This is a genomic window from Paenibacillus sp. JMULE4 (assembly GCF_013337105.1).
GTDB lineage: Bacteria > Bacillota > Bacilli > Paenibacillales > NBRC-103111 > Paenibacillus_G > Paenibacillus_G naphthalenovorans.
The window spans coordinates 315,246-339,576 of the sequence record NZ_SGWF01000014.1 but is presented as its reverse complement, the minus strand read 5'-3'; the positions used below and the strand labels follow the sequence as shown (position 1 = coordinate 339,576).

Sequence of the window (24,331 nt, the reverse complement as noted above, 5' to 3'; positions counted from 1 at the left end):
TACGAGAGTAAAGGCAGGGATAGTATTGCATATGAAAAAGGCAGTCGTCATTTTAAGCGGCGGTTTGGACAGTACAACGTGCATGGGAATTGCACAAGAGGCCGGTTACGAACTGTATCCGATTACCTTCGATTACGGGCAGCGTCAAAGAAGAGAAATTGAGAACGCCCGGCAGGTGGCCGAATTTTACGGCGTGTCGGACAGGCATCGGGTGATTTCGCTCGGATTCCTTAAAGAATTCGGCGGCAGCGCGCTGACCGATGAATCGATCGAGGTGCCGCCGGCCGGGGAAAGTGGCGCGGTAGACTCCGAGATTCCGATTACTTATGTACCGGGGCGCAATCTGCTGTTCCTTTCGATCGCCACGTCTTATGCCGAGGTGAGCGGAGCAGAAGCGATCTATATCGGTGTCAATGCCCTAGATTACAGCGGCTATCCAGACTGCCGTCCGGAGTTTATCCGCAAGGTGCAGGAGGTCATGGCTCTTGCTACCCGCGTAGGTGTTGAAGGGGGGCCGATCCGGATTGAGACGCCGCTGATCCAATGGACCAAAGCGGAGATTATCCGGGAAGGGATGCGGCTTGGCGTGCCGTATCAGCTTACGACCTCTTGCTATAACGGGCAGGAGGAGGCCTGCGGCGTATGCGACAGCTGCCGTCTCCGGCTGAAAGGCTTTGCCGATGCGCAAGCAACGGATCCTGTTCCGTATCGGACCGGAAAGGAATAAAAAATCCGGCACTCCAGGTTCAAATGAGCCTCAAGTGCCGGATTTTTTTGCGTTAATGCTTCAATTCCTTTTCGATCTTTTCGATCAGTTGTTCCGAACTGGCGGCTTCCATATATTCCGATTCGTAACCGAACCATTTCTTAGGGCGGTTAACAATGACAAACGGGTTAAGCTTGCATCGTTCGCAGTGGTCCAGACAGCCTCTTACTTTTTGGATAAGATGAGGATGGTTATCTTCCATATGTTCATAGGTTTGTGTATTCTTCAGCCGCAGATTATTGCTGCAATATTCTAAAAAGACGGATCTCAATGACAGCACATCCTTATCCGGGAATCAGCTTAGAGTACTTCACGACGGTTGTAATTATATCGATGTACCCGAGCCTCGTCAACAAAAGGGGGATGTGATGCCGAATATCGCCATCGGAATTTATTTTTCGTGATCATATGTAAACGTGGTTCCAACCTCCGGATCGTGCTCCGGAGAGTGCCGTTCCTGGCCTTGCAGCTTTTTTTGTTTCCAGAAGAGGACGGTAAGCATCCGTTCAATCCATTCCTTATCCGTAGGGGTAAGCTCAATGCCGTCAAAAACAAGATCATTCTCGCGAAGAAACCTCCGCAAGTTAATGTGGGTCTTTTTATAGTTGCGGTTTTCATGCTCTACGGATGATTTGTCCAGGTAGCCGGCGATCTGCATCAGCTCGGTGTAAGGGATATTCAGCCCTTCCGACAGCTTCATCAGCACGTCGGGTGAGGGAACGCCGCGGTTCCCGTTCTCCAATTGGGAGATGTAGGCCGCCGAGACGCCGGACCGGTCCGCCAGCTCGCGTATCGTGAACCCTTTCATTTTGCGCATATCTTTTAACTGATCATAGAAATCCATAGGCAACCTCTCATTAAAAGGATAAAAAACGAACGGGTAAACAAAGGTTAACAATATTATAATATCAGTATACAATAGCAAATACAATGTCGGACCAACGAATCATTGGCCGATGGATGATATTCAAGTTTTTTTGCGAAATTTCGTAACTTTCTGTAGAGTTTTGGATACAAATTGTATATAATTGTCGTATAAGTCAAAAAGGAGTCGGGCATTATGTACTATTGTATTTTATGCGAAGAGATCCATACGTTGAAATATTCCGAATGTGAAACCGTTTTTTCATCCGGATTCCATTACTATAATCTTACCCTTTACAATGCAGGCATGTGCCAGTGTGAGTACTGCCATCTGGAAGAGGAGCATTCGGCTTCAGCCTAAGGCCGGTTGACATCTCGTCGGGATCTCCTGAACCGGCTTTACAGCGGCCGGCCGTTTGGCCTGCGGCAAAAGGTTCTCCCGATCTTGGTTGCAACGCGATATTCCTGCCTAAGGACCGTTTTCGGTGAAAAAAGACCAAGGGACCCTTACGGGTCCCGAAGTTTTAGTTTGGTAAGAGACTCAGATGTCGGAATTCCTTGTAATCCATCGAATTTCTCAGCACCCCGATGATCTGCACGGATCATGCCCCATCCCCCATTAAACCATCTACGGACCAATTCATTTGACCCACGGAGATCTCGTCGTATTTGAAACGAGTGCATTGAGGACGAGTGGATAAACAATGACGAAGCGGTCGAGGACTCGCCCGCCGCTTCAAAAGAACGCGCAGCAGTTTCAGCAACGGATGCTATAAGGAAACCCCGTAGAGTCTACCGGCTGCTGCAAACCTTTTTTTCATTTTATGACCTGCTGATGTCTATCCGGACGTTATCTAATTTTTAGATCGATTTGCTGTTCCGGTACATTTTTCATTACAATTAGATAGAAGAATAAATCGCGGGAGAGGGTGTGGATAACGGTGTTCAGCCGGACAGAGAGCTTAAAACAATATATCAAGTGGTACCCCGTCACTGCGGTTTTGATCTGTATTCATATCATTCTGGTGGGTCTGATGGAATGGTTCGGTTCATCCCAGGATACCGTTACATTGATTCAATTCGGAGCATTATATGACCTGCCGAATCTGGAACCGGAAGCGTGGCGGTATTTTACGGCGATGTTTTTGCATATCGGATTCGCTCATCTGCTCTTTAATTGCTTTGCTTTATACGTGTTTGCGCCGCCGCTGGAGCGAATGCTTGGAAAATGGAGGTATGCGCTGTTTTATCTGGTGTGCGGCTTGGCCGGGAACCTCGTCAGCGCCTGGTTTCATCAAGACTATTTTGTCTCGGCCGGCGCATCGGGCGCGATTTATGGCATTTATGCCGCATATTTATATTTGGCCGTGTTCCGCAAAGATATCATCGACCACCAGACGAAGCAAGTCGTGCTTACGATTATCGGAGTCGGATTCATCTACTCCATCGTTGTTCCGGATATCGATATTTATGCCCATCTGGGAGGCTTTCTCGGAGGGCTGGCGGCGATGGCACTGATCGTGCTTTTTATAAAAAGAAGAACCCGGAGATCAGCTTAGAAAAAGAGGCAAGGCCAAATGCAGGCGCCAAAGGTGAACAACACTTGTTCTCCAGGCGCTTTTTTTGTCGAAGGAAAGACATAAAAATATACAATAGTGAACTTATTTGGTTGCATTAGTAAATTAAAGTGGTATAATTGTAAGTGGTATAATAAAAAGTAGGTTTGTGAAAGTTTGGGGGGCTGAAAATGAAAATTAAAGCCAAAACGAACGCCATCGTAAGAGCGCGGATTGTCAAAGGGATGACACAGCGGGAGCTTGCAAAATTATCGGGCTTAAGCTATGCGTACATCAGCCTGCTGGAGCGTTCGGTCAAACCTGTCGGGCCCGCCACCGCCAAGAAGCTCAGCGAGCTGTTGGAACAGCCGATGGAGGAGCTGTTTAACATCGAGTAAACCTGCGCCGGACGGATGCCGATTGCCGACATGGAGTGCAGCATAGCCGCATCCGGACTTGTTCATAAAATTACGGCAGTCGGAAGCTTTCTGTCTCTGTCTCCGGACTGTCATCACTGCGCTCGCTGAGTCTAAAAGCCTACGACTTTGTTTTTTCCGGTCGTTTTGGCTTGGTACATCGCTTCATCTGCCTGCTTGATCAGTTCCTCCGCTGTTACCCCTTTGGAATAATAGCTGTAGCCCACACTGACGGTAACGTTCGTTTCCTCTTCGACCCTTGAACGTATCCGCTCTGCCAGACTTTCCGCCTTCGTATCCGGATCCGTGATCAGCACGACGATTTCCTCACCGCCGTAGCGCCCGCAAATGCCGGCATCCTCTGTTTCCTCCTTCACGATTTGGGCGACCTTTTTTAATGCCAGATCCCCCATCTGATGGCCTTTCGTATCGTTTAATTTTTTGAAATTGTCAATATCGCTGAAAAGTACGGCTACCGGCACACGCTGCTGTACGTATTGCTTCACCCGGTTTTCAAAATATTTGCGGTTATACAGCCGGGTCAGTCCGTCGGTAATGGACGATATATAAATGGCTTGCATCAGCTCGATGACGCGTTCGAAGATAAACAGAAACAGCACGATATGGAATGCAAAAGGGATGGTTCGTTCCAACAGATCCAGCGCACGCTGACTTCCGTTAAAGAGATAAAGATTGGCCATATGCACGGTATGCATCACGAAATAAACGGTTAGCATCAGCTGGTATTTGCCGTTTTGTCCGATTCTCGGATTCACCAGCATAAAGCTTACAAAAATAAGAATAAACAAATACAGCTCCATGCCGAGCGGGCGCAGAAGCGCATGATGTTCCTCGCTGCTCTGAAGCCAGATTGGAGCATACCAATAGGTTAGTGCTGCCGCAACGCTTAAAGCGCCGGACAAGCAAAAAACGACAATATCTCTTTTGCGCGTGACGTTATACAACTGATACATTCCGATATTCATCATAACAAAGGCGAGCACTTTAAGCACAAGCGCCGTAAATGTCTGCACATCGCCCGTATTGTGCGATAACGTCTGGTGAACTAATTGGCCGTACTGCAGGAGAAAAATACCAAGTGCCACGACCATGGAGAGGTAGCCGATTTTGCGGCGGGTGATCAGAAGGCGGATCGAAACGAACATCGTCATCCCTATAATTACAATCAGCATGGAGTGCAGGAAAACCGGCCCCGCAGGTCCGAAAAACATATCCGATATCGTGAAGTTGTCCATGAAAAGTGGCAGGCCCCCATCATCAAACGGTTACATATGACCCATTATACCAAACATATATTCGAGCAGGGAAGTCTTGTAGTCCTTTTCCATACCTGATAGGATTAGGATGAAGAGATATGCGGGACAGCCGCAACAACAACGGGAAGACCGGAGGTAGGTCTGCTAATGCGCATATTGCAAGCTTTGTTTTTTCCCCCGGAGCAGCCGGGCGGGGTTTCCTCCATGGTTCCCTTCATGCTGGAGCGCTTCAACAAACGGGGCTGGGAAATGGAACTGTTTTCCTTGCCCAAGAGGGTGCGAGGCAAAGGCGGCGAAGAGGTTCATTTCTCTACGTTCGATTGGGAGCCGTACGCCGGAAATCCGGTAGTCGATAAATATATTCAGACGATAAAGGACTATATATGGTGGACAAAGCTTCGCATCAAATCTTCTTACGATCTGATTCATGCCCATCATCCGATTGCCGGTCTCGTCATGAAACGGCTTTTTCCGGATACGCCGCTCATTATGACGATCCATTCCAGCTACGAGCGCGAATTGAAGCTAAACGGAAAAATTAGTGAAGACGGCCCGGAATACCAGTTTCTTACCTCGCTCTACAGGGAGCTTGAGGAGAAGGCGGACCAGCTGATCACCGTATCCAACTCATTCAAGCAGTATTTATCCGATTATGTGCAGGAGCCCGAGAAAATCGGAGTCATTCCCAACGGATTCGACGAGAAAAGGTTTCGCCCGGTACATCATGAGAATCAGGTGCCTCAGCTGATCAGCGTCTGCCGCCTGGTTCCGGCCAAAGGGCTGGATACGCTGCTGTACGCTTGCGCGGAGCTGAAACGCAAGGGGCTGCCGTTCGTGCTTCATTTGATCGGAGACGGACCGATTCGTCCGGAGCTGGAGGCGCTGGCGCAAAAGCTGGGCATTTATGACGATACGATATTTTACGGCTATATGCTTCACCCGGAAGATTTTATGCCGTTTTTCGATGTGTTTGTACTGCCTTCCCGTGCAGAAGCTTTCGGGTCGGTGTTCGCCGAGGCAGCGCTTTGCGGTCTTGCCCTCGTAGGGACGCGGGTCGGAGGAATCGCCGAGCAGATTGAGCACGGCGTCAACGGTCTTCTGGTTCCCGTAGACGATGTGGCTGCGCTCGCGGCGGCGCTGGAGAAAGTGGCCGGCGACCCGATGTACCGGTATCAGCTGTCGAGGGTCGCGCTGGAGAAGGCGCTCAAATCGTATTCGATGACACGGATTGTTCAGCAGCTGCGCAGTGTGTACCGCAGCTACCGGAAAGACGCCTAGATTTCTTATGAAAGGTCGTGAGAAGCATGAGGTCTTTTCGTTTTATTCACGCGGCGGATCTGCACTTGGACAGTCCGTTTCGCGGTTTGGCCGGACTTCCCGAAGCATGGCGGGAGCGGGTGAAGGAGGCGAGCTTCACCGCGCTTTTGCGGCTCACGGATCTGGCGGTCAGCCAGAGGGCTGATTTCGTCGTGTTCAGCGGCGATATATATGATGCCAAAGACCGTTCGCTGCGCGCTCAGCTGCGGTTCCGGCAAGCTTTGGAGACGCTGGCGGGTCATCGGATACCCGCCTTTGTCATCCATGGAAACCACGATCCTCTGCATGACGGATACAGCGCGAAGCTCACATGGCCCGATGAAGTCAAAGTGTTCGGCGCAGGCGGGGTGGAAAGCGAAATCGTCCGGGCTGCGGACGGGGAGGCTTTGGCAAGGGTCTCGGGCATTTCCTTCGGAAAATCTTCGGTGACGGACAATTTGACGCCGGGGTTTCGCGATTGGGGTGACGGTTTGTATCATATCGGAATGCTTCACACCAACGTGGACGGCGACGCAAAGCACGACAACTATGCTCCGTGCCGTCTAGGCGATTTGCTTGCCCGCGGCGTCGATTACTGGGCGCTCGGGCATATACATACGCGGCGCATCCTGCACGAGAAGCCGTGGGTTGTTTATCCGGGCAACGTGCAGGGCCGGCATATTCGCGAGACCGGGCCCAGGGGATGTTATCTCGTCGATGTCTCGGCTTCAGGAGAGACGGAGCTGATGTTTCACGCGCTGGATGATGTGAGATGGCAGGAAGCGGAAGCGGCTATAGACGGCCTGGAAACGGAACAGCAGCTGATGGAAGCGTTGGAGGAAGCCGTCTGGGCAGCCGCCGAGGCAGGCGAAGGACGGGCCGTGATCTTGAGGGTGACGCTGACAGGCCGGGGTCCGATGCATACCGTGCTCAAACGCGGCGGGGTGCTGGCCGAACTTGGATCGGCCCTGAAGGAAAGCCTGGCCAGGCATACCGTTTGGGTGGAGTCGGTAGAAGACCGGACCGGCGCGCCGATAGACCGCGGAGAACTGGAAGGCCGCCCGGGATTTCTCGGGGATCTGCTGCGGCTTTCGGAAGCGGCAGGCGCGGACCCTGCCCGGTTGGCTGCGTTTGCGGCCGAAGCGCTCTCGCCGCTTTCTGCGCAGCCCCGTCTTGCGGCGCTGCTGGCGGAATTGGGCGAGGAGGAGCTTGGGCAATGGCTGCGTGAGGCGGAGGAGCTTGCCATCGACATGCTGGCAGGGACGGAAACGAGGTGGAGCGGATGAGAATCGAGCGGCTGGATATCGGAGCGTTCGGAGGGATCCGGGACCTGAGTTTATCTTTTGAAGGCCCCGTATCTCTTGTGTACGGGCCGAATGAAGCTGGTAAAAGCACGATCTTGAATTTCATCCGTGCGGTGCTGTTCGGCTTTGGGACGAGAGGAGCGGCGGACCGCTACAGCCCGCGGCAGGGAGGTGGCCAAGGCGGTGCGATTACGCTTTCGGACGAGCAGGGCAGACGCATTCGCGTGGAGCGTTGGTCCAGCCCTCAGGGCGGCCGCGGAAGAACGCCGGCAGCTGGCCGGGTCCGCGTGACGTTTCCGGACGGGACGACAGGCGGGGAACCGGAGCTGTCGGCACTGCTTGGCGGCATTACGCCCGAACTGTTTCGCAGCTTGTTCGCTTTCGGCCTGACGGAGCTGCAGGAGCTGGGGACGCTGCAAAGCGATGAGATCAGCGGCTTTTTGTACAGCGCGGGGCTTGGCGCAAGCGGAACGGAGCTTCGCACAGCGGAGAAGAAGCTCGCTCAGGAGCTTGAGCAGCTGTTTCGGCCGCGCGGCCGGACGCCGCTGATCAACCGCGCGCTGCAGGATCTGGATGCGGCAGAAGCGGAGCTGGCCGAAAGCCGGGCTCAGGCGGAGCGGTATAATGCCATGGAAGCGGAAGCGGGGCAGCTGGCCGCCGAGCAGGAAAGGCTGGAAGCGCTGCAGACAGAGCTCGCCATGCAGGCGGACTGGTTGGAGCGCTGCCTTCGGGCGAGACCGCACTGGGTTCGCGCCAAGGAACTGAAGCAGGAGCTCGGCGCGCTTCCGGACGGACTGGAGCGGTTTCCTGAAGACGCGGTCAGTCGGCTTGACGCAATCTTAACCGAACGGGAGCGGCTTGCTGCGGAAAAGGACCGTCTGGAGCTGGCGCAGTCCGAGCTGCGCCGGGGGATAGAGGATTTGCTTTCAATGGAGGGTTCGGACCGGAACGTCCTGGACCGGCAAACCGAGCTTGAAGACCTGCTCGAGCGCCGCCCGGCCTATGAGGAGGCGAAGCGGCTGCTTGCCGAAGCGGAGGCGGAGGAAGAGCAGCTTGCCTCTGAGCTGGAGCGGCTGCTGCGGAGGATTGACCCGCAGTGGACGGCGGAGCATGTGGAAGGGCTCCCGTCGCCCGTCATGCTGCGGGAGCAAGCGTCCGCCTTCAGGGAGGAGTGGCGTGTCTGGCGGCAGGAGGATGCGCTGCTGACGGCGGAACTGGAGCGGATCCGGCAGGAGCTCGGCGATTCGGATGGACGGCTGTCGGAGGACGAGCCGTTCTACGCTGCCGATGAAGAAGCCGTCCGCGAAGGGCTGGAGCGGATCAAATCGGCCCGCCGCCTGCTGTCCGACTGGAAGGATGCGCTGAAGGAAATCCAATTTGCCCAGCAGCGGGAGAAGGATTGGGAGCAGTATCACCGCTCAGGCTCCTCAGGGGGCGGTTCCGGCGCCCCTTTATACGGAGTCTATACCCTTACGCTGTTGATTCCGGGCGCGCTGGCGATCATGCAGGAGTTTGTGGCCGCAGGCGTTACTCTTGTCATTTTGCTTGGCGTTAGCCTGGTTTGGACCGTCACGCGCCGATCGGCGTCGAAGGGCGCGTCACGGCAGCGCCGCCCCTACGCAGGCGGGTTGGCCGCGGATGCTCCGGCGCAGGCGGCCGCGCTGGAGGCGGCGCTGGCTGCGGAGCTGCGCCGGCTGCGGCGTCTCGCGGATGCGGGAGCCGCCGCGGAGACGGCCGCCGCAGCCGAGCCTGCCGACTGGCTCGGCGCCCCGGACCCGGCGCCTGCCGCGCTGCCGCTGCAGCCGGAGGGCATCGAGCCGTGGCTCGATGCCCTCGACCAGCAGCTCCGCACGCGGCAGGCGCAGCTTGCGGCGCGCGCGGCCGCCGGCGAGCGGCTGCTGGCGCTGCGCGCGCAGCGCGAGCGCCACGCCCGGGCGGGCGAGCCGCTGCGTCAGCGCTGGCAAGCCTGGCTGCAGGCGCACGCGCTGCCCGAGAGCGCGAGCGCCGAGGCGGCGCTGGAGCTGCTGCAGCTGGCGGAGCAGGCGCTCGAGCAGCTGCAGCGGCTGCGCCGGCAGGCGGCGCGCTGCGAGGCGATGCGGCGCACGATCGCCGGCTTCACGGCGGAGACGGCGGCGCTGCTCGGCGACGCGGCCGGGCGCGACCCGGGGCCCGCGCTGAGGGCGTGGCAGGCCGCCCGCGACCGAGAGCTTGCCCGGCTGCAGCAGCTGGAGCACGGCCGCCGGCAGCTTGCTGAACTGCAGCAGCAGGCCGCGCTTTTGCAGCAGCAGCTGGAACGGTGCGAAGCCCGCCGTCTGGAGCTGCTCCAGGCGGCGGAGGCGGAAGGGGAAGAAGCGCTGCGCAGGCGCTATGTGGAGTACCGGCGGCGGCTGGAACTGCTCGCCGAGCTGAGGCAGGAGGAGCTTGCGCTCAGAACCCTGGCCGGCGATGAACAGCTGGAACGGTTGAATGAAGAATTGGAGCGGCGGCAGGCCGCAGATTTGGAAGAAACGCTTCAGGCTTTGCAGGAAAACCTGGAGTCAAGCCGCGGATTGCTGGAACATGTCCGGGAGGAGAAGACCCGCCGGCGTTATGAGCTTGATCGGCTGATATCCGGCGGGGACCATGCGGACAAGCTGCAGACGGTGGAGGATCGTCGGGCCGAGCTGCAGCGCTTGATCAGGCGCTGGGCCGTCCATGCGATGTGCAGCTCGCTGTTCGTAAGGACAAAGAAGATGTACGAGCACGAGAAACAGCCCTCCGTCATGCAGAGAGCTTCAGTTTACTTTGAGCGTGTGACCGCCGGACGCTACGTCCGGATGCTCGCCCCGCTGGGCGAGCAGAAAGTGCTCGCGGAAAAAGAAAACGGGGAGCAGCTGGATACGGTTCATTTGAGCCGGGGAACGGCGGAGCAAATGTATTTGTGCATCCGCTTCGCGCTTGCGGACGAATATGCCGCATCCGGTATCCAACTGCCGCTTGTCATCGATGACTTGTTCGTCAATTTTGACGATGAGCGGCTGGGATACGGGCTGGACCTGCTGCGGTCCGTTGCGGAACGGCATCAGCTGCTGCTGTTCACCTGCCACAGGCACGTGCTGGACGCTTATGCATCCCGTTTTCCGGCGGCATCCGTCAGTCGTCTTACGCCATAATCGTTTCAGCTGCCGGTTGGCGTCAGCTTTCTCCCATGGAACGCCGGCATGATGCTTTTAAGCTGACAGCCTCAAAAGAATCATGCCTGTCAATACGCATAACAAGCCGCCCAATTCGAGGCGGCTGAATTTTTCTTTGAGCACGAAACGGGCATATATCAGGATGAGTGCGACATTCATCGAAACGACGGCGCTGACAAGTCCGGTTACTCCGAGCTTGAACGCCTGCATGAGCAGCATCATGCCGATGGCGTTCGTGCTGCCGACCACCATCCCCCACAGCACCGTTCTGCCGGGTGACCACAGCTTTGTCGAATCCGCGGCGGCGGCAGGAGGACTTCCCGCCTCCTCCGCGGCCGCCGCGATTTCCTTCACGGCACGGTCAAGTCCTGCGGCAGCCTGCCGCCTCATATTCAGCAGCCATACGACCCCGAACAAAATCGCGCCGGTCGTAAACATGAGTGTGAGCGTCGGCATTGCCGCCGCTTCAAGCAGGGCGGATTGCTTTCCGGTGAGATCGTTCAAGGCGAAGAACAGCATGGCGAGCGCTCCCCACTGGGCGCCTTGCAGATTGTTCAGAGACAGATCGCTGGAATAACGGATCAGGATAATCCCGGCGATGATAACCAGAAACGAAACCAGCTGCCAGCCGTTCAGCTTTTCGCCCCAGAATAAATAAGCGAGCACTACGACTACTACGGGCGGAAGGCCGGTAAACATCGCCACAAGCGATGTTTTTCCGACGGCGAAGCCTTTATACATCGACGCGTTGGAGGCAAATGAAAACAGCCCCATGAGCACTCCGATCCATACAGGCCTGGTCCAGGCTTGTCCGGTCACCAGGCTGGCGGACAGCGCGGCCAGCGCGCCCATCAGAAAAACGCCGAACAGAAGCGGATCACGGTGGATCGGCCGCTGCGACGTCCATTGATACAGGATGCCTCTCAATCCGAAGCAGATCGATGAGGCAGCCGCAAATACGAACCACATAATGCTAATCTCCTTATTGTCAGACGGATAAGGTGCTTATTCTTCGTAAATCATTTTGACCGTCATGCCCCCGTCGATCACGAGGTTCTGCCCGGTAATAAAGCCAGCCCGGTCATCGGCCAAATAGAGACAGGCGGCTGCGATGTCTTCAGGCGTTCCGACGCGTCCCACCGGGTGCTGCAGCCGGTCACGCTCGGTATGGACCGGATTCCGGCGTTTGGATGCCTTCTGCCAATCACCAACCTCGATCCAGCCGGGACTGATGGCGTTCACACGGATCCCGTAAGGGCCGAGACTGACGGCCATGGCATGGGTGAGCGCCAGTAAGCCGCCTTTGGAGGCAGCATAGCTTTCCGTATCGGCTTCCGACATCAGTCCTCGGGTAGAAGCCATATGAATAATAACACCGGAGCCCTGGCATTTCATAGCTCTGGCGGCATGCTGCGAGCATGCGAACGCTCCGCGCAAATTGACGCCGATGACCCGATCGAATGACGCCAGCGGCAGGTCCAGCATGGACCCGTGAATGCCGATCCCGGCATTGTTGACGAGCACGTCGACCCGGCCAAGCTCTTCGAGCATAGCCTTGAACCATTGTTCAATATCCGTTTCCCTGGACACATCGGCGGGAAAGAACAGGATTTTGCCGCCCAGCTCGCGGATTTCCGCGACTAGCTCGTCTCCTGCTTCCTGGTCCGTATCCGCCACGGACACCTCATAGCCCGCTTTGATGAATTCAAGGGCAACCGCTTTACCGATCCCTTGCGCTCCGCCTGTGACGGCAGCTACTTTACGCATTGAACTACCTCCTGATTGGCATCGAAACATTGCTTTTTTTGAGTATATCGAATACTATAGGGGTAGTACAAGAATAATGTGAAGACGAGGGGAGAGACCGTTCATGAATTCGGAACCATCTGAATCGCCTAACAAGCAGCGTGTCTCCCGCGAGATGACGTATCGTGACGGCCGAAAGCGAAAAACCATCACGGGAACAGGACAGGCCGCCGCCCTCTCATCGGACGAGGCGGGAACGTTGTCCCTGCCGGAATCCGCTTGGCGCCGATGGGGTCTGCTTTGGCGTGAAGCGCCCGTACCCGCAGGCATCTTAAAAGCGTCCATAGCGATTCTTCCCGCTGTGTTGTTTGCTCTTTTTGTGTGGATGGCCTATGAATTGAGCCGATATACCTTTTAATATCCAATAATCGCTTGTGAGGTGCTGCAACCATGATGACGCTGTTAGCTCTGTTCGGCGGTGCGTTGGGACTTGCCGTGACGGGCTCGGCCGTGCTTCTGGCCTGGTCGGTCTTTGCCGGGGCTCAAGCCCGTAAGGGGGAGCCGGACGGGGAGGAGAACGGACCTCCGGGAAACCCTTCCGGCTGGCTTCAAAAAAGTGCCCCGCATTTGCTGAAATGGACTTATTTCGATTATGCGCTGCTCGTTTTGTTTATGGTCGGCAGCATGTTCTTATTCACAGATCTGGTCGCCGTATTGCGGGATGCGGATCAATATCCCCCTTACCATTTCGGGTACTTGCTGTGCGGATTCGTTTTTACCCTGTCCGGTATGCTGATGCTGATCGTCCGTTTAGCGCTGACCTTATCGTTAGTTCGGACGGATCGAAGGAGTCCTGCGCCACATCATCATGACCATCCAGGCCATGCTGAGCATGCCGAGTAAAGGATAAAGCGATGAGATCAGCGCTTTAAAGCCGATCTGACTGATGCCATAGCTGAGCAGGAGAACAACGGGGACGATGGTCTTGTAAGATAAGCGTGTCCGTTGTTCGAGCTGAAGGGATAAGCCGTACACATCGGCCAACAGGGTAGTGAAGATTTCGCCGTAAATGACGAGCACAAACAACAAGGGCAGCAGCGAGCCAAGGCCCAAGACCAGCTGGCCCATGGGAATATCGTAATTCATAATGCCCGGCATTTGCGCGGAGAGGGCAAAATGTCCTGCGATAAGCATCAGGCCGATGCCGACTCCACCCCATAATCCGCCCCAGAACAGTACCGAACGGTCATCGATTTGGGCGCCAAGGGGGACTAATACGGCCTGGGCCATCGTCAGGTTAAAGGCCACGTACAAAAAAGGGGCAAACCAAATGCGCTGCAAGGAGTAACCGGTTTCGAGCAGCAGCCAGTTGGCGGACCCCGGTGAGTTCACAGCGTTCCAAACCACGATGCAGCTGAATATCATCATTAACGGTACGACGATGGAATTAACGGTCATAATGGCGTTCATTCCTTTGATCAGGAGCACATAGGACAACAGCAGCGTAACGGCCAATCCTGCCTGGTAAGGCAGATTCAGATGCTCGGAAAAGACGGAACCGGCGCCTGCCAGCATCACGGTGGATACACCGAACAAAGAAATCAAGGTAAAAAGGCTGATCAGGCTGCCGATGCGCTCCCCAAACAACAGTTTGTTCAGATCTTCATATGATTTGGCTCCTGCAACGTTGGCGAGCAGCATCAGCTTGATCCCGAGCCATACGAACAGCACGCTCGCGATCCCGATGGTCAGCGTGGCCATCCAGCCGTAGCGGGTAAAAAACTGCAATATTTCCTGCCCGGTGGCAAATCCTGCACCGACGACGGTACCTACATAGGTGAAGCTGACCTGCAGGATGCTTCCCCATCTTCTCATTTATGCGATCCTCCCCTTTAACGGCTTGGCTACTATATAACGTATGAAATTCGGTCAAGCCTCATGACTTTTTATTGCCCGGAAGACCGTCAGGAAAGTTGTTCTTGGGTAAATATCAAACATCTGGTACAATGAGACTAGCTTGAGTTTCGACAACTTTTTCGCTGGAGCGTGTCAAGGTGGAGCATCTCTTGCAATTGATAGATCACTACGGTTATTTTGCTCTATATGGTTTATTGGCACTGGGAATCGTCGGTATTCCCGTTCCTGATGAAATTTTAATGACGACTGTCGGTTCTCTTACCGCAGCCGAGGAACCGCTGCTATCGTTCGGCGTTACATTGGCGGTCAGCTTCTGCGGAGCGATGACGGGTATGGTGGTAAGCTATATTCTTGGAAGGAAGGTCGGAAAGCCTTTTCTATATAAATATGGAAAATGGGTCAAGCTTACGCCTGAACGGCTGCATGTGGCGGAGAACTGGTTCAAAAAATACGGCATGTGGGCAGTTGCTTTCGGGTATTACGTTCCCGGGGTGCGCCATTTTACCTGTTATTGGGCAGGCGTCAGCAATGTGGGGATTTGGCGTTATTTGCTTTTTGCGGGGATCGGCGGATTGATCTGGGTGACTACCTTCTTGACGCTCGGGCATGTGATTGGTATGAACGCTCCGCGAATCCTGGAGGCGGCGCATCATTATTTGTGTATGCCTGTGTTTATTATTGTCGCCGTCGCCTGTGTCGGGGCCTATATCTATTGGAGGTACCGCAAGCGGGCGCTGTATGGCTCGAAATAAGTCTTTCATCTGCGGTCATCTGCGCATCGATGAAAACCATTTCAATTCCTTTCGCACAAAACGCGTTAAACACGAAATAACCCGCCCGTTTTTAACCGAACCGGGCGGGTTATTTTATTCTGCAAACAATTTGATCGAATTCACGGTTTGTGTTTTGGGATCGATATCCAGCTTCAGCATGGCGCCATTGGCTTTATAAGAGAGTACATAGGTGGTGTTGACATCCGGCTTGCCGAGCGCCTTTGTCACGTTTGCGACAGGATCGCCCAGCTTCAGGCCCCCCAGTCCGGGATTGATATCCGCGCTTCTGACATCGATAAAAAGCAGTTCGTTCTTTTGGTTAAAGCCCATCAGGAAATCGGTATAGTCGTATACGGTAATCGGATCGGTATCGTCTACCATGACGAACTGCTCCCTCGGTTTGCCGATCCTGCTCACCACTTCCTCCGCACTGGTCTTCAGCGTGAAGCCGAGCAGAGTCGGGTTGGCTTCGGTGTAAGGCGATTCGATTTTGATTTTGGGCTTGGTGCCGCCTCCGGTTTTCGGAGCACTGCCGTTCTTTTCATTGTCTTCTGTACGTGCGCTGGCAAGAGAGACTTGTTCATTCGTATCGGCAGGGGAAGCCGAGTCCGGCGGAGCGTCGGCAGACGGGTCCGTTGCAGGTGTCTGAGGTGACCATGCTTCATCGCCGGGTGCCAGTGTTCCAGAGACGACCGCTTGTGCGCTTCCATCCGGAGTCTCGCCCGGTCCCGCTTGCTCCTTTGTGCATCCTGCAGCGATGAGCGCTATCACCATCATAACGGACAAGAATCCGATGAAACTTTGCCTTTTATTCATCACGAACTTCCTTTCCGTGTAACATTACACCATTGAGCCTACTTCATGATACTCTTTCACAGCCGGCTTCACAAAGACCAAAAAACGCCGAATCCGGTCAAATGGCATGAAAAACAGGGTTACCATTTACAAAGCTTCATTTTTACTCCGGCAGACGATCTTTCTTCCTTATAATGTTATAGACGAAGGAACAAGATAAAAGGTTGCATAAATTTATGGAATCCGCTTAAAGAAGATACTTGAAACCTAGTTTGCCGTTATGATAAGTTATCCAAATAGAGGTTCAGAGACGGAGGCGTGGAGAATGGAATTATTGAAGCAAAAAATAAGGGAAGTGGGCGTTGTTTTATCCGATGAGGTCATTAAGCTGGATGCCATTCTGAATCATGCGGTCGATCCAGCCCTGACAACAGCGATGGGACAGGAATTCGCCAAGCTGTTTCGGGAAGAAGGCGTGACGAAGATTGTTACGATCGAGTCGTCCGGCATTCCGATCGCTTTTGCGGCCGCACAAGAGTTGAACGTCCCGCTTGTATTTGCGCGGAGGAAGAAAACACTGAATACGGATACGGAAACCTACTGCGAACGTGTACCGTCTTTTACCAAAGGGATGGTGACGGATATCATGGTATCTAAAGAATTTTTGAATGAAACGGACCGGGTTGTGCTTATAGACGATTTTATTGCAAACGGGGATGCCGCACGAGGACTTATTCGCATTATCCGACGCTCTGGAGCCACATTGCTCGGTGTGGGAATCGCGGTTGAAAAATCATTCCAGGCCGGCGGCCGGACGATCCGCGAATCCGGCGTTCGTGTAGAGTCTTTGGTGAAAATCTCATCGTTGGCCAACGGGCAGATTCAATTCGAGTAACCGTATCGGAACTTATTTTCGTGCGACAGAAAGCCTTCCATCCAAGCGCATTTTACTATATAATGATGAGTAAGCGAATTAAATGAGCAATGCTTAAAGCCAGTTCATCTGCAACTGACTAACATGGGGAGGTGCTACTTGCATGGGGAAAGAAGTTCCGTCCGATTTTTTCGTAACCAAATTAAGAGAGGCGAAATTACACTTTGAACGTGCCCTTGATTGTAAACATACGGATTTTGACGATCTGTATCCCTATATGATTGAGCATCCTCAATTTTTTTGGTACAAACGGTATGTGGCTTGGTCTGAGCTGTTGACGATCGTAAAGCTTTGCAACGAGCTCCAGATTTCATGGGAGGAGCAATTTTCGCAGCAGCAGGTCGATTACATCAACAAGCGGGTTATGTCCAGCAGAGTACTCGACTACTGGTTCGAAACGAATGATTCAAGAGAACATGTCAGTTAGTTAAATAAATGATCGATTGCTGTTAATGCAGTCTTCCATAAGAACCTGTCCGCCGAAGCATAAACGGCGGCACAGGTTTTTTTTTGAATCACGGGGCTGCCTGTCGTTGAATGGCGTTCATTTTATGATTTCGACCGTGCCGTCGCTGCGGCCGATATAAGCCGCCGAGGCCATCCGCACGAACAGGCCGTTCTCCACGACGCCCGGAATTTGATTGAGCTGCACGGCCAGCCATTCCGGGTCCGCGATGGAACCGAACTGGCAGTCGGCAATGAAGTTCCCGTTGTCTGTCCAGTAAGGCCGGTCGCCGTCAAGACGGACGGCGGGCGTGCAGCCCAGTTCCCGCAGGCGGTTCAGCGTCAGCCGTACCGCAAACGGAACGATCTCCACCGGCAGCGGGAACCGCCCCAGCGTCTCCACACACTTTGATTCGTCGGCTATGATCAGAAGCTTGTCGCTGTTTGCCGCCAGCACCTTTTCCCGCAGAAGCGCGCCGCCCCCGCCTTTGATCAAGCGAAGAAAAGGATCGATTTCGTCCGCCCCGTCGATCGTCACATCGATCCGGTCGATCTCCTCGATGCCGATCAGCGGGATTTCCCACTCCGCTGCAAATTGTTCGGAACGTTCGGAGCTTGGGACCCCCTTGATGTCAAGCCCCTCCCACACGCGCTCCGCGATGCGTTTGATCGCCCAATAAGCGGTCGATCCGGTGCCCAGTCCGACGATCATGCCGCTTTCCAGCGTTTCCACCGCTTTTTCGGCCGCCAGCTTTTTTAAATTCTCATTCATTTCCCGACACCTCGCTGCCGCATTATGCAAAAGTATGGAACGTCGCTCAGCTATTCATCAAGTACGGCCTTGCTTCAGGGTTCAATTTATGGTTCACCAATGCCATGAACCGTTATCGTCTCATTGCGGCTGATCTTCTGAGGATATACCCAGCCAATTTGAAGCGAAGGCTTGTTCATATCCAACTCTAGCACGACAAGATCGCCGTTATCAACCAGCGGGTCCTGCCCAAGGGAAAAATCGAGTCCGATCGCAACCGCATGCTCCTCGATCATGGCCTGATCGAGCGCATCCAAATTATTGGAAACGAACAGCAAATTTATTCGGCCGTATTCGGCCATCAGGCGATCCTTGAACTGCAACAGGTAATTATCGTGATAAAGAACCATGGGATGCTGCAGCAGGACATCCGGCTTGATGCTCCGTAATGACGCAAGCGGAGACGTCCTGCCGGTCACCAATACGAATTCCCCCGGAAGCATAGGCTCAAACAGAAGTCCCTTGGCCGCGTTCATCACGCGTCCGGAATAAACGATTAACCCGATATCCAGACGATCGTTTTGAATTTCGTTGACGACATCCTGCGAAGCCATCTCGATGATACTCGTTTGGATGTTCGGCGCCACCTTTTTTAATTCAACGATGGTTTTCACAAGGATGGGCATGAATCCGGACAGCGCCGCCACTCTGAGCTCTTGGTGAAGCGTCGAATGGCTGCCTTGCGACAAGCGCTTCAGGTCTTCGATGTGACCGAGAACCTCCTCCGCGTTGGCAATGATCGCTTGTCCCGCCGGCGTGTCTGAAGGGAGCTAAAATCGGAATCGCCAAGCGCGACCGCGAATCGGACTTGTCAGTTCGGAATCGACGAAAATGGAAATTCGCGCCATACCCCTCCCGAAGGTTGTCAGGTGCGGGCAGTGCGCGGTACAATCAAGACAACATTCCGACTGCTCCAAAGGGAGACGCCGAACTTGCGGACCCACCGCCAAGCGTTGGACATCGCGCCGCGCAGTATGGCGGAAGATGGGCCGGCCATTGTCATTGTCGCGATTTATCATCGCACGATTGTGGGAAGAAGAGCGACTGCCGGCCTGAAGCCGGTGTCTCCCGCGTAGTCTGATTGAGCAGGTTTATGGCAGCCCCTGGATGGGGTAATCTTAAACCAAAGGAGGGTTATCCGTGATTTCGGATGAACAGCTGGATATTTATAGATTAGAGAGTACCCTGTTGAGAGTTGTCCGTGATGCGGACAGCGCAAACGATGTCAAAGGCATTGTAGTCGCATGGGACGACAACACGGTGATGATTCGTAAACCGAACCGCCGGTTGGTCAAGCTGGACCGGCGCTATCACTATCAGCCGTTTTCCGAACCCAGGGTTTCCTTGTTCTCGATAGAGGAAGAATAATGGCCGAAAAAAGCCCAATATGCGGTACCTTCGTTCCCGCTGGCCGGCTTTCGTTCCGGATTGCGCAGCCGCTTGGGTAAACGCGGTTAAGCTGCAAAAGCAAAAGCGGCTGCATTCCAGGAGTTGAATTTTCGGCTGGAAGAAAGCGATATGACGGTGACGGGTACAACAACCGACGTATGAGGTGACCGCGCTTGGGGCACCATAGGTTATAAAGAACCGGCGCAGATCAAGGAGTGATAACCAATGCAGGAAAGCGGGGGGATGCAGGAGGAGTATATTTTTTTGGAGGAGCATTATGTTCTCAAAATTCGCAAGAGCGGCGAAGGGGTCGAGGGAGAGGTCCTGATGCGGGATTTCACGAGTCCCGGCCACGCGGCCCATTTGTTCGCAGCTCCCCGGCAGGAGACGCCGGAAGCGCTTGAAGCTTGGGCACAGCAGGCGCTCCGCGCATACAGGGAGGGCTAGCCGACGGCGCAGTATAGGTAACGCGGTGAGCAGCAGCAAACCGGGTGTTGCGATCAGAACGACTTCACTTGACGGCACAGGGGGTTGGAAGAAGCTTCGGCTTTAATGGCCTCGGTAAACATACGAATGGCATCATATAGATTTAGAAAAAAAGGGGACACAAATGCTTGACTTCCCTTTTGAACGATGGTATTATACTTCTTGTCTCCTTGGAAGAAGTGCTTTGATAGACTTTCCCGGAGAAATAAATTTGCGGTCGTGGCGGAATTGGCAGACGCGCTAGATTCAGGTTCTAGTGGTGTAACAACCGTGGAGGTTCGAGTCCTCTCGTCCGCATCAAAAGAAACGAATAATCAAGGGTTTGAGCCTCTGGGGTTCAAGCACTTGATTTTTTTGCATGAAATAACGGGGCCTGGAAGCCCTGTAATAAGAAATATATTGCTCGTGGACTCATCTATCATGCGCTGCCAGCACGGAATAAGGGATATAGGCATATCCGTCCATTAATCTTCTCGCGGTTCTTCCGCATGCCGCCCGTTCTACGCTCCAGGAGGATTTATGTTGTTCAACCTTGGCTTCTACATACAGGATTCCGGAGGGATGACCTACCCGTACTCCGGAGCCGCTGGAAGTCGTTAATTGATTAGGAATACTCCCCGGGATTTGACAAGCCGCTGCCAAAGCCATGGCGCCGCTTACCGCATGGGCTTTATGAAGCGTACCCATGGCAAGATACCGGGAAAGAATATCCGTATCTCCAGCCGGAACCATTTGGTTCGATGAAGTGATATAATCTGCCGGGGCAGCGACCATGGCTATCTTGGGCAAGGCATGTGTCGATGGATGGACGATTTCATCCGGTCGAATTAAACCTGTCTTGATTCCTGCCTGTACCCGAATTTGCTCCAATGTATCCAACAATTCCTTGTTGCCGTTGATTTCTTGGTGAAGTTCAGTCCCTTTTGCCCCTACATCGTGCGCTCTGACGAATACCACCGGATTGGAGCAGTCGACGAAACTGATTTCAAATCGTCGTCCATCCTGAAGCCAAACTGTATCGACCGGAGAACCGGTTGGCAAAGTCTTTCCCGTGAACGTTCCCCCGGAATCAAGAAAATTCAGCATGATTTTCGAAGCGACTCCCGGTACGCCTGCAATGGAAAAATCCCCTTCATACTTTATTTGTCCATTCTCAACCGGAATTTCAGCTACGATGATCTTATTGATGTTGGTGTTATAAATGCGGACCTCGGTAACGGGCTCCGTTAATGCCACATAGCCTTCTTCTGCCGCATAAAGTCCTACGGCGGTGATCAGATTACCGCAGGTTACCTTATAATCGATGACGTTTTTCTCCAGACTGACTTGACCGAAGGTATAATCGATATGGGCGCCTGATCTTGAAGGCGGGCCTACCAATGCCAGCTTGCTGGTCAAGCTGGTGCCGCCTCCCAGGCCGTCGATTTGATTGCTGTCCGGGCTGCCGAACAACCGGAGTATCATGTGATCCCGCAATTGCGGATCGGAAGGAAGGTCAACCTTGCGCAATATAAGCCCTTTGCTGGTTCCTCCCCGCATGATAGTTGTCGGTACTTTTACTAATTTTCCGAAATCGAACATGCGCGTCACTCCTTGATTTATTGGAGAAAGTTAGTTTTTGTATTTTTAAATGTAACTTACGAGAAGAAATAAATATAATATTAAAATTCTATATATTATAATAGAAAAAGTTGATTTCTAACGGAGGTTTGTAATGATGGAAGATAAAGACTGGCTGATCCTGGAAACGCTGCATCGGGAGCAAAACATCACAAAGACGGCGGAGCAGCTGTATATTTCACAGCCTGCTTTGACCTATCGATTACAGCAGCTTGAGAAGGAGTTCGGAATCAAGATCGTCAATCGGGGAAGAAGAGGCATTCAATTTACCGCACAAGGCGAGTATCTGGTGAAGTATGCCCGTGAAATGCTTCTTGAGCTGCGCAAAACCAAAGAATATTTATGGAATCTGGACAGCAAGGTAACCGGCATTCTGCGTTTGGGGGCTTCCAGCAGCATTGCATCCTACAGGCTTCCATCGATTTTGAAACAGTTTCTGGAGCAGTACCCCGACGTGGAAGTAAGGGTGGTGACGGACTGGAGCTCTGAGCTCGTTCATTCCGTATATAAGCAAAACGTTCATATCGGCATGATTCGTGGGGATTATGATTGGCCCGATGAAAAGCATTTATTGCTGGAGGAAAGCATTTGCGTCGTTTCCAAAAAGAAAATCGAGCTGAGCGATCTTCCCAATCTTCCCCGAATCAACTACAAAACAGACCAGTCCTTAAGAAATACCGTAGATCATTGGTGGAAGGAACGCTTTTCCCAGCCTCCGAGCATTGCTATGGAAGTGGATAAAATGGAGACGGGAAAAGAAATGGTTCTGAATGGACTGGGCTATGCTATTCTGCCTACGATTGTGCTGGGAGAGCAGGAGGATCTGCACAAAATCAAGCTGACCTCTAAATATGGGGAACCTATCAACCGAAAATCGTGGATGATTTATAAGAAGGAGTCGTTGGATCTTCAGCTGATCAAAGTGTTTGTTGATTTTGTAAGGAACATGGAATTCGGCCAATTGAAATAGACATAAAAGAAATCTATTAATAATAATAGAAAAACGGTATTTAATTTATCTCAAAATCTGAATTACACTAAGCTTACTATCTGATGCAGTCAGAAGAGAGCCGACAAACAGGAAGAGGCGATGAGATACAGGGGATCTTTTCGCACTTTCCTCCGTTGGGCTAAAAATGAATAGCTTGGAGGTACAGATGATGAGAAAATCAAATTGGAAGTTAGGGGCTCTGTCTGCCGTATTGTTAATCAGCTTAACGGGATGCGGAACGGCCAAAGAAGCAGGTACTGCGAATGCAAATGAAACCGCAACCAAAACGGCGGCCAAATCAAATTATCCGGTGAAGCCTATCACTTTCGTGGCTCCTAACGGTGCGGGAGGCGGTTTGGACAAAACAGCGAGACTGATTGTCAAAGGGCTTTCCGAGACCAAGCTGGTCACCGAGACGATGACCGTCGAAAACAAACCGGGCGGCGGCGGATCGGTCTATATGGCTGAGTATGCAACAAAAGAAACCAAAAACCCTTACAAGCTTCTGGTCAATTCACCGCCTGTGATCATCAACAACTTAAAGAAAGAAGGAAATAGTCCCTTCGGCTATAAGGATACGACGCCGTTAGCTCAATTGACCAAGGATTATGGTGCGATTACGGTTCCTGCCGATTCGAAGTACAAGGATTTGAAAGCGCTGTTGGAGGATATCAAAGCGGATCCTGCCAAAGTGATTATTGCCGGCGGCTCTTCGCCGGGCGGTATGGATCACTTGTTTGCCATGCTCCCGGTGTATAAATATGGTCTCGATCCGAAAGCCATCAAATATGTCGCTTACGACGGCGGAGGAGAAGCGATCACGGCGCTGCTCGGTAACCATGCGACCGCTGCCGCTAAGCCGGTGTCGCTGATTCTTCCTTACGTGAAATCCGGACATGTGCGTGTACTGGCCGTCACTTCTCCGGAAAGAATTCATACCGACCTGCTTAAAGATGTCCCAACCTTAAGAGAGCTTGGATTAGACGCAGACTTTACCATTTGGAGAGGCGTGTTAGGCCCTAAGGAAATGGGCAAAGATGAAATCGCTTACTGGGATAAAGTGTTCAAAGAGCTCAGTGAAAAAGAAGAATGGAAAAAGCTGCTGGCGGAAGACGGCGTGGAAAGCGAATATAAAAGCGCTGCAGATTTCAAACCGTTCCTGGATGAGCAGGAAAAGCTGATTAAAGAGATTTTAGACGTGCTTGGCATGTCGAAGAATTAATCGGGATCCATCCGTAAAAAGCAGGAGAAGCCCTTGTCCTTCGCCTGCTTTTTAGTGGAACCGGAATCGGGGAGAGGGCGAATTTGAATAAATCATTTGACAGATGTTCCAGTATCGTTTATTTGGTTACAGGCGCGGCGTTCATGCTGTTAAGCCAAAATATTTCCACAAGCGCTTATGGAAGCGAGGTGGGGCCCAATATTTTCCCGTTTGGACTGGGCTTGATCCTTGTTCTTTTAAGCTTGCGTTTGTTATATGAAACGTTCCGCTACCCTGATGCTGCAAAAGTAAAAAAATCTCTGGATTATAAAAAGTTCGGCATTCTGTTTGTGTCGGCTGTACTTTATGCCTATTTCCTGGAAGACCTCGGATATGTCATCGGAACGTTTTTGTTTTTGTTGATCGGCTTTCAAACGTTGGAAAAAGGGAAGTGGCTGATTTCCATTGCCGTATCGGCTCTTTTATCGATCGGCATTTATTATGTATTCGTTGAAATCTTGCAGGGATCTTTACCAGGCTTTCCTGTTTGGCTCGGATGGGAATAAGGGGGT

Annotated in this window: 27 protein-coding genes and 1 tRNA gene; 18 read left to right on the top strand and 10 right to left on the bottom strand. The window is 53.0% G+C overall.

The features are described from left to right. Nucleotides 1-31 precede the first annotated feature (31 nt). The gene (queC, locus tag EXW96_RS14505) at nucleotides 32-727 is read left to right on the top strand and encodes a 7-cyano-7-deazaguanine synthase QueC (RefSeq protein WP_174350828.1); all 696 of its coding nucleotides are present in this window, start codon (nucleotides 32-34) and stop codon (nucleotides 725-727) included. Between the two features lie 52 nt (nucleotides 728-779). On the opposite strand, the gene EXW96_RS14500 is transcribed toward queC, so the two are convergent. Together EXW96_RS14500 and EXW96_RS14495 are read right to left on the bottom strand one after the other, a co-directional pair. Further along, nucleotides 780-1,037 carry a DUF1450 domain-containing protein gene (locus EXW96_RS14500; protein WP_054820137.1) on the bottom strand — a complete coding sequence of 86 codons (258 nt, stop codon included), beginning with the start codon at nucleotides 1,035-1,037 and terminating at the stop codon, nucleotides 780-782. 120 nt (nucleotides 1,038-1,157) lie between these two features. Further along, nucleotides 1,158-1,610 (bottom strand): helix-turn-helix domain-containing protein, encoded by a 453-nt coding sequence (locus tag EXW96_RS14495; protein ID WP_074727893.1) that lies wholly within the window; start codon nucleotides 1,608-1,610, stop codon nucleotides 1,158-1,160. A gap of 961 nt (nucleotides 1,611-2,571) precedes the next feature. Between EXW96_RS14495 and EXW96_RS14485 the strand changes: the two genes are divergently transcribed. Together EXW96_RS14485 and EXW96_RS14480 are read left to right on the top strand one after the other, a co-directional pair. Next, a complete protein-coding gene (locus EXW96_RS14485) occupies nucleotides 2,572-3,189 on the top strand; it encodes a rhomboid family intramembrane serine protease (RefSeq protein ID WP_062407187.1) in 618 nt (205 codons plus the stop codon). A 188-nt stretch (nucleotides 3,190-3,377) separates the two neighbouring features. Next, nucleotides 3,378-3,584 (top strand): helix-turn-helix domain-containing protein, encoded by a 207-nt coding sequence (locus tag EXW96_RS14480; protein ID WP_054820134.1) that lies wholly within the window; start codon nucleotides 3,378-3,380, stop codon nucleotides 3,582-3,584. A 131-nt stretch (nucleotides 3,585-3,715) separates the two neighbouring features. Here the strand turns inward: EXW96_RS14480 and EXW96_RS14475 are convergent, their stop codons facing one another. Next, nucleotides 3,716-4,858 carry a GGDEF domain-containing protein gene (locus EXW96_RS14475; RefSeq protein ID WP_137669947.1) on the bottom strand — a complete coding sequence of 381 codons (1,143 nt, stop codon included), beginning with the start codon at nucleotides 4,856-4,858 and terminating at the stop codon, nucleotides 3,716-3,718. Between the two features lie 168 nt (nucleotides 4,859-5,026). Between EXW96_RS14475 and EXW96_RS14470 the strand changes: the two genes are divergently transcribed. From EXW96_RS14470 to EXW96_RS14460, 3 genes are read left to right on the top strand one after another with little or no spacing between them, the layout of a single operon-like run. Further along, nucleotides 5,027-6,157 carry a glycosyltransferase family 4 protein gene (locus EXW96_RS14470; RefSeq protein ID WP_062407190.1) on the top strand — a complete coding sequence of 377 codons (1,131 nt, stop codon included), beginning with the start codon at nucleotides 5,027-5,029 and terminating at the stop codon, nucleotides 6,155-6,157. Between the two features lie 26 nt (nucleotides 6,158-6,183). Next, a complete protein-coding gene (locus EXW96_RS14465) occupies nucleotides 6,184-7,461 on the top strand; it encodes a metallophosphoesterase family protein (protein ID WP_137669948.1) in 1,278 nt (425 codons plus the stop codon). After that, on the top strand, nucleotides 7,458-10,631 hold the full coding sequence (locus EXW96_RS14460; protein WP_174350826.1) for an ATP-binding protein: 3,174 nt from the start codon (nucleotides 7,458-7,460) through the stop codon (nucleotides 10,629-10,631). The genes EXW96_RS14465 and EXW96_RS14460 overlap by 4 nt, the downstream gene beginning before the upstream one ends. 57 nt (nucleotides 10,632-10,688) lie before the next feature. On the opposite strand, the gene EXW96_RS14455 is transcribed toward EXW96_RS14460, so the two are convergent. Next, nucleotides 10,689-11,621, bottom strand: a complete 933-nt coding sequence (locus EXW96_RS14455; RefSeq protein WP_174350825.1) for an EamA family transporter — start codon at nucleotides 11,619-11,621, stop codon at nucleotides 10,689-10,691. Between the two features lie 36 nt (nucleotides 11,622-11,657). Next, nucleotides 11,658-12,419, bottom strand: coding sequence for an SDR family NAD(P)-dependent oxidoreductase (locus EXW96_RS14450; RefSeq protein WP_054820168.1), 762 nt, complete (start codon nucleotides 12,417-12,419; stop codon nucleotides 11,658-11,660). A gap of 103 nt (nucleotides 12,420-12,522) precedes the next feature. On the opposite strand from EXW96_RS14450, the gene EXW96_RS14445 reads away from it, so the two are divergent. Both EXW96_RS14445 and EXW96_RS14440 read left to right on the top strand, forming a co-directional pair. Then, nucleotides 12,523-12,816: a hypothetical protein gene (locus EXW96_RS14445; RefSeq protein ID WP_062407201.1), complete on the top strand. Its 294-nt coding sequence runs from the start codon at nucleotides 12,523-12,525 to the stop codon at nucleotides 12,814-12,816. A 32-nt stretch (nucleotides 12,817-12,848) separates the two neighbouring features. Next, nucleotides 12,849-13,301, top strand: coding sequence for a hypothetical protein (locus EXW96_RS14440; RefSeq protein ID WP_062407203.1), 453 nt, complete (start codon nucleotides 12,849-12,851; stop codon nucleotides 13,299-13,301). Here EXW96_RS14440 and EXW96_RS14435 read toward each other — a convergent pair. Then, complete coding sequence (locus EXW96_RS14435) at nucleotides 13,227-14,273, bottom strand: YkvI family membrane protein (protein ID WP_062407205.1); 1,047 nt, start codon at nucleotides 14,271-14,273, stop codon at nucleotides 13,227-13,229. The two genes, EXW96_RS14440 and EXW96_RS14435, sit on opposite strands and share 75 nt — an antisense overlap. Nucleotides 14,274-14,464: 191 nt before the next feature. Between EXW96_RS14435 and EXW96_RS14430 the strand changes: the two genes are divergently transcribed. Then, nucleotides 14,465-15,067 (top strand): DedA family protein, encoded by a 603-nt coding sequence (locus EXW96_RS14430; protein WP_217437366.1) that lies wholly within the window; start codon nucleotides 14,465-14,467, stop codon nucleotides 15,065-15,067. A gap of 114 nt (nucleotides 15,068-15,181) precedes the next feature. Here EXW96_RS14430 and EXW96_RS14425 read toward each other — a convergent pair whose 3' ends face one another. Continuing rightward, nucleotides 15,182-15,904, bottom strand: coding sequence for a DUF4309 domain-containing protein (locus EXW96_RS14425; protein ID WP_054820165.1), 723 nt, complete (start codon nucleotides 15,902-15,904; stop codon nucleotides 15,182-15,184). Between the two features lie 304 nt (nucleotides 15,905-16,208). Between EXW96_RS14425 and EXW96_RS14420 the strand changes: the two genes are divergently transcribed. Next, complete coding sequence (locus EXW96_RS14420) at nucleotides 16,209-16,778, top strand: xanthine phosphoribosyltransferase (RefSeq protein ID WP_062407212.1); 570 nt, start codon at nucleotides 16,209-16,211, stop codon at nucleotides 16,776-16,778. Nucleotides 16,779-16,920: 142 nt separating this feature from the next. Continuing rightward, nucleotides 16,921-17,244 (top strand): hypothetical protein, encoded by a 324-nt coding sequence (locus tag EXW96_RS14415; RefSeq protein ID WP_074727901.1) that lies wholly within the window; start codon nucleotides 16,921-16,923, stop codon nucleotides 17,242-17,244. Between the two features lie 117 nt (nucleotides 17,245-17,361). Here the strand turns inward: EXW96_RS14415 and rpiA are convergent, their stop codons facing one another. Both rpiA and EXW96_RS14405 read right to left on the bottom strand, forming a co-directional pair. Next, on the bottom strand, nucleotides 17,362-18,033 hold the full coding sequence (gene rpiA / locus EXW96_RS14410) for a ribose-5-phosphate isomerase RpiA (protein ID WP_174350823.1): 672 nt from the start codon (nucleotides 18,031-18,033) through the stop codon (nucleotides 17,362-17,364). An 86-nt stretch (nucleotides 18,034-18,119) separates the two neighbouring features. Further along, nucleotides 18,120-18,761 (bottom strand): substrate-binding domain-containing protein, encoded by a 642-nt coding sequence (locus EXW96_RS14405; protein ID WP_062407218.1) that lies wholly within the window; start codon nucleotides 18,759-18,761, stop codon nucleotides 18,120-18,122. A 243-nt stretch (nucleotides 18,762-19,004) separates the two neighbouring features. Between EXW96_RS14405 and EXW96_RS14400 the strand changes: the two genes are divergently transcribed. The 4 genes from EXW96_RS14400 (at nucleotide 19,005) to EXW96_RS14380 (ending at nucleotide 20,244) form a co-directional block, all read left to right on the top strand. Then, entirely contained in the window at nucleotides 19,005-19,148 is a 144-nt protein-coding gene (locus EXW96_RS14400; protein WP_160327339.1) for a hypothetical protein, read from the top strand. Between the two features lie 64 nt (nucleotides 19,149-19,212). Further along, nucleotides 19,213-19,440: a hypothetical protein gene (locus EXW96_RS14395; RefSeq protein WP_054820161.1), complete on the top strand. Its 228-nt coding sequence runs from the start codon at nucleotides 19,213-19,215 to the stop codon at nucleotides 19,438-19,440. Between the two features lie 246 nt (nucleotides 19,441-19,686). Further along, nucleotides 19,687-19,908 (top strand): hypothetical protein, encoded by a 222-nt coding sequence (locus EXW96_RS14385; protein ID WP_062407220.1) that lies wholly within the window; start codon nucleotides 19,687-19,689, stop codon nucleotides 19,906-19,908. 252 nt (nucleotides 19,909-20,160) lie between these two features. Beyond that, a tRNA-Leu gene (locus EXW96_RS14380) sits at nucleotides 20,161-20,244 on the top strand. A 114-nt stretch (nucleotides 20,245-20,358) separates the two neighbouring features. Here the strand turns inward: EXW96_RS14380 and EXW96_RS14375 are convergent. Beyond that, nucleotides 20,359-21,528, bottom strand: a complete 1,170-nt coding sequence (locus EXW96_RS14375) for a 2-methylaconitate cis-trans isomerase PrpF family protein (protein WP_062407222.1) — start codon at nucleotides 21,526-21,528, stop codon at nucleotides 20,359-20,361. Nucleotides 21,529-21,664: 136 nt separating this feature from the next. On the opposite strand from EXW96_RS14375, the gene EXW96_RS14370 reads away from it, so the two are divergent. From EXW96_RS14370 to EXW96_RS14360, 3 genes are all read left to right on the top strand, one after another. Continuing rightward, nucleotides 21,665-22,537 (top strand): LysR family transcriptional regulator, encoded by an 873-nt coding sequence (locus tag EXW96_RS14370; RefSeq protein WP_074727946.1) that lies wholly within the window; start codon nucleotides 21,665-21,667, stop codon nucleotides 22,535-22,537. A gap of 190 nt (nucleotides 22,538-22,727) precedes the next feature. Then, nucleotides 22,728-23,780 carry a Bug family tripartite tricarboxylate transporter substrate binding protein gene (locus EXW96_RS14365; RefSeq protein ID WP_062407224.1) on the top strand — a complete coding sequence of 351 codons (1,053 nt, stop codon included), beginning with the start codon at nucleotides 22,728-22,730 and terminating at the stop codon, nucleotides 23,778-23,780. 83 nt (nucleotides 23,781-23,863) lie between these two features. Beyond that, complete coding sequence (locus tag EXW96_RS14360) at nucleotides 23,864-24,325, top strand: tripartite tricarboxylate transporter TctB family protein (protein WP_054820097.1); 462 nt, start codon at nucleotides 23,864-23,866, stop codon at nucleotides 24,323-24,325. Nucleotides 24,326-24,331 lie beyond the last annotated feature (6 nt).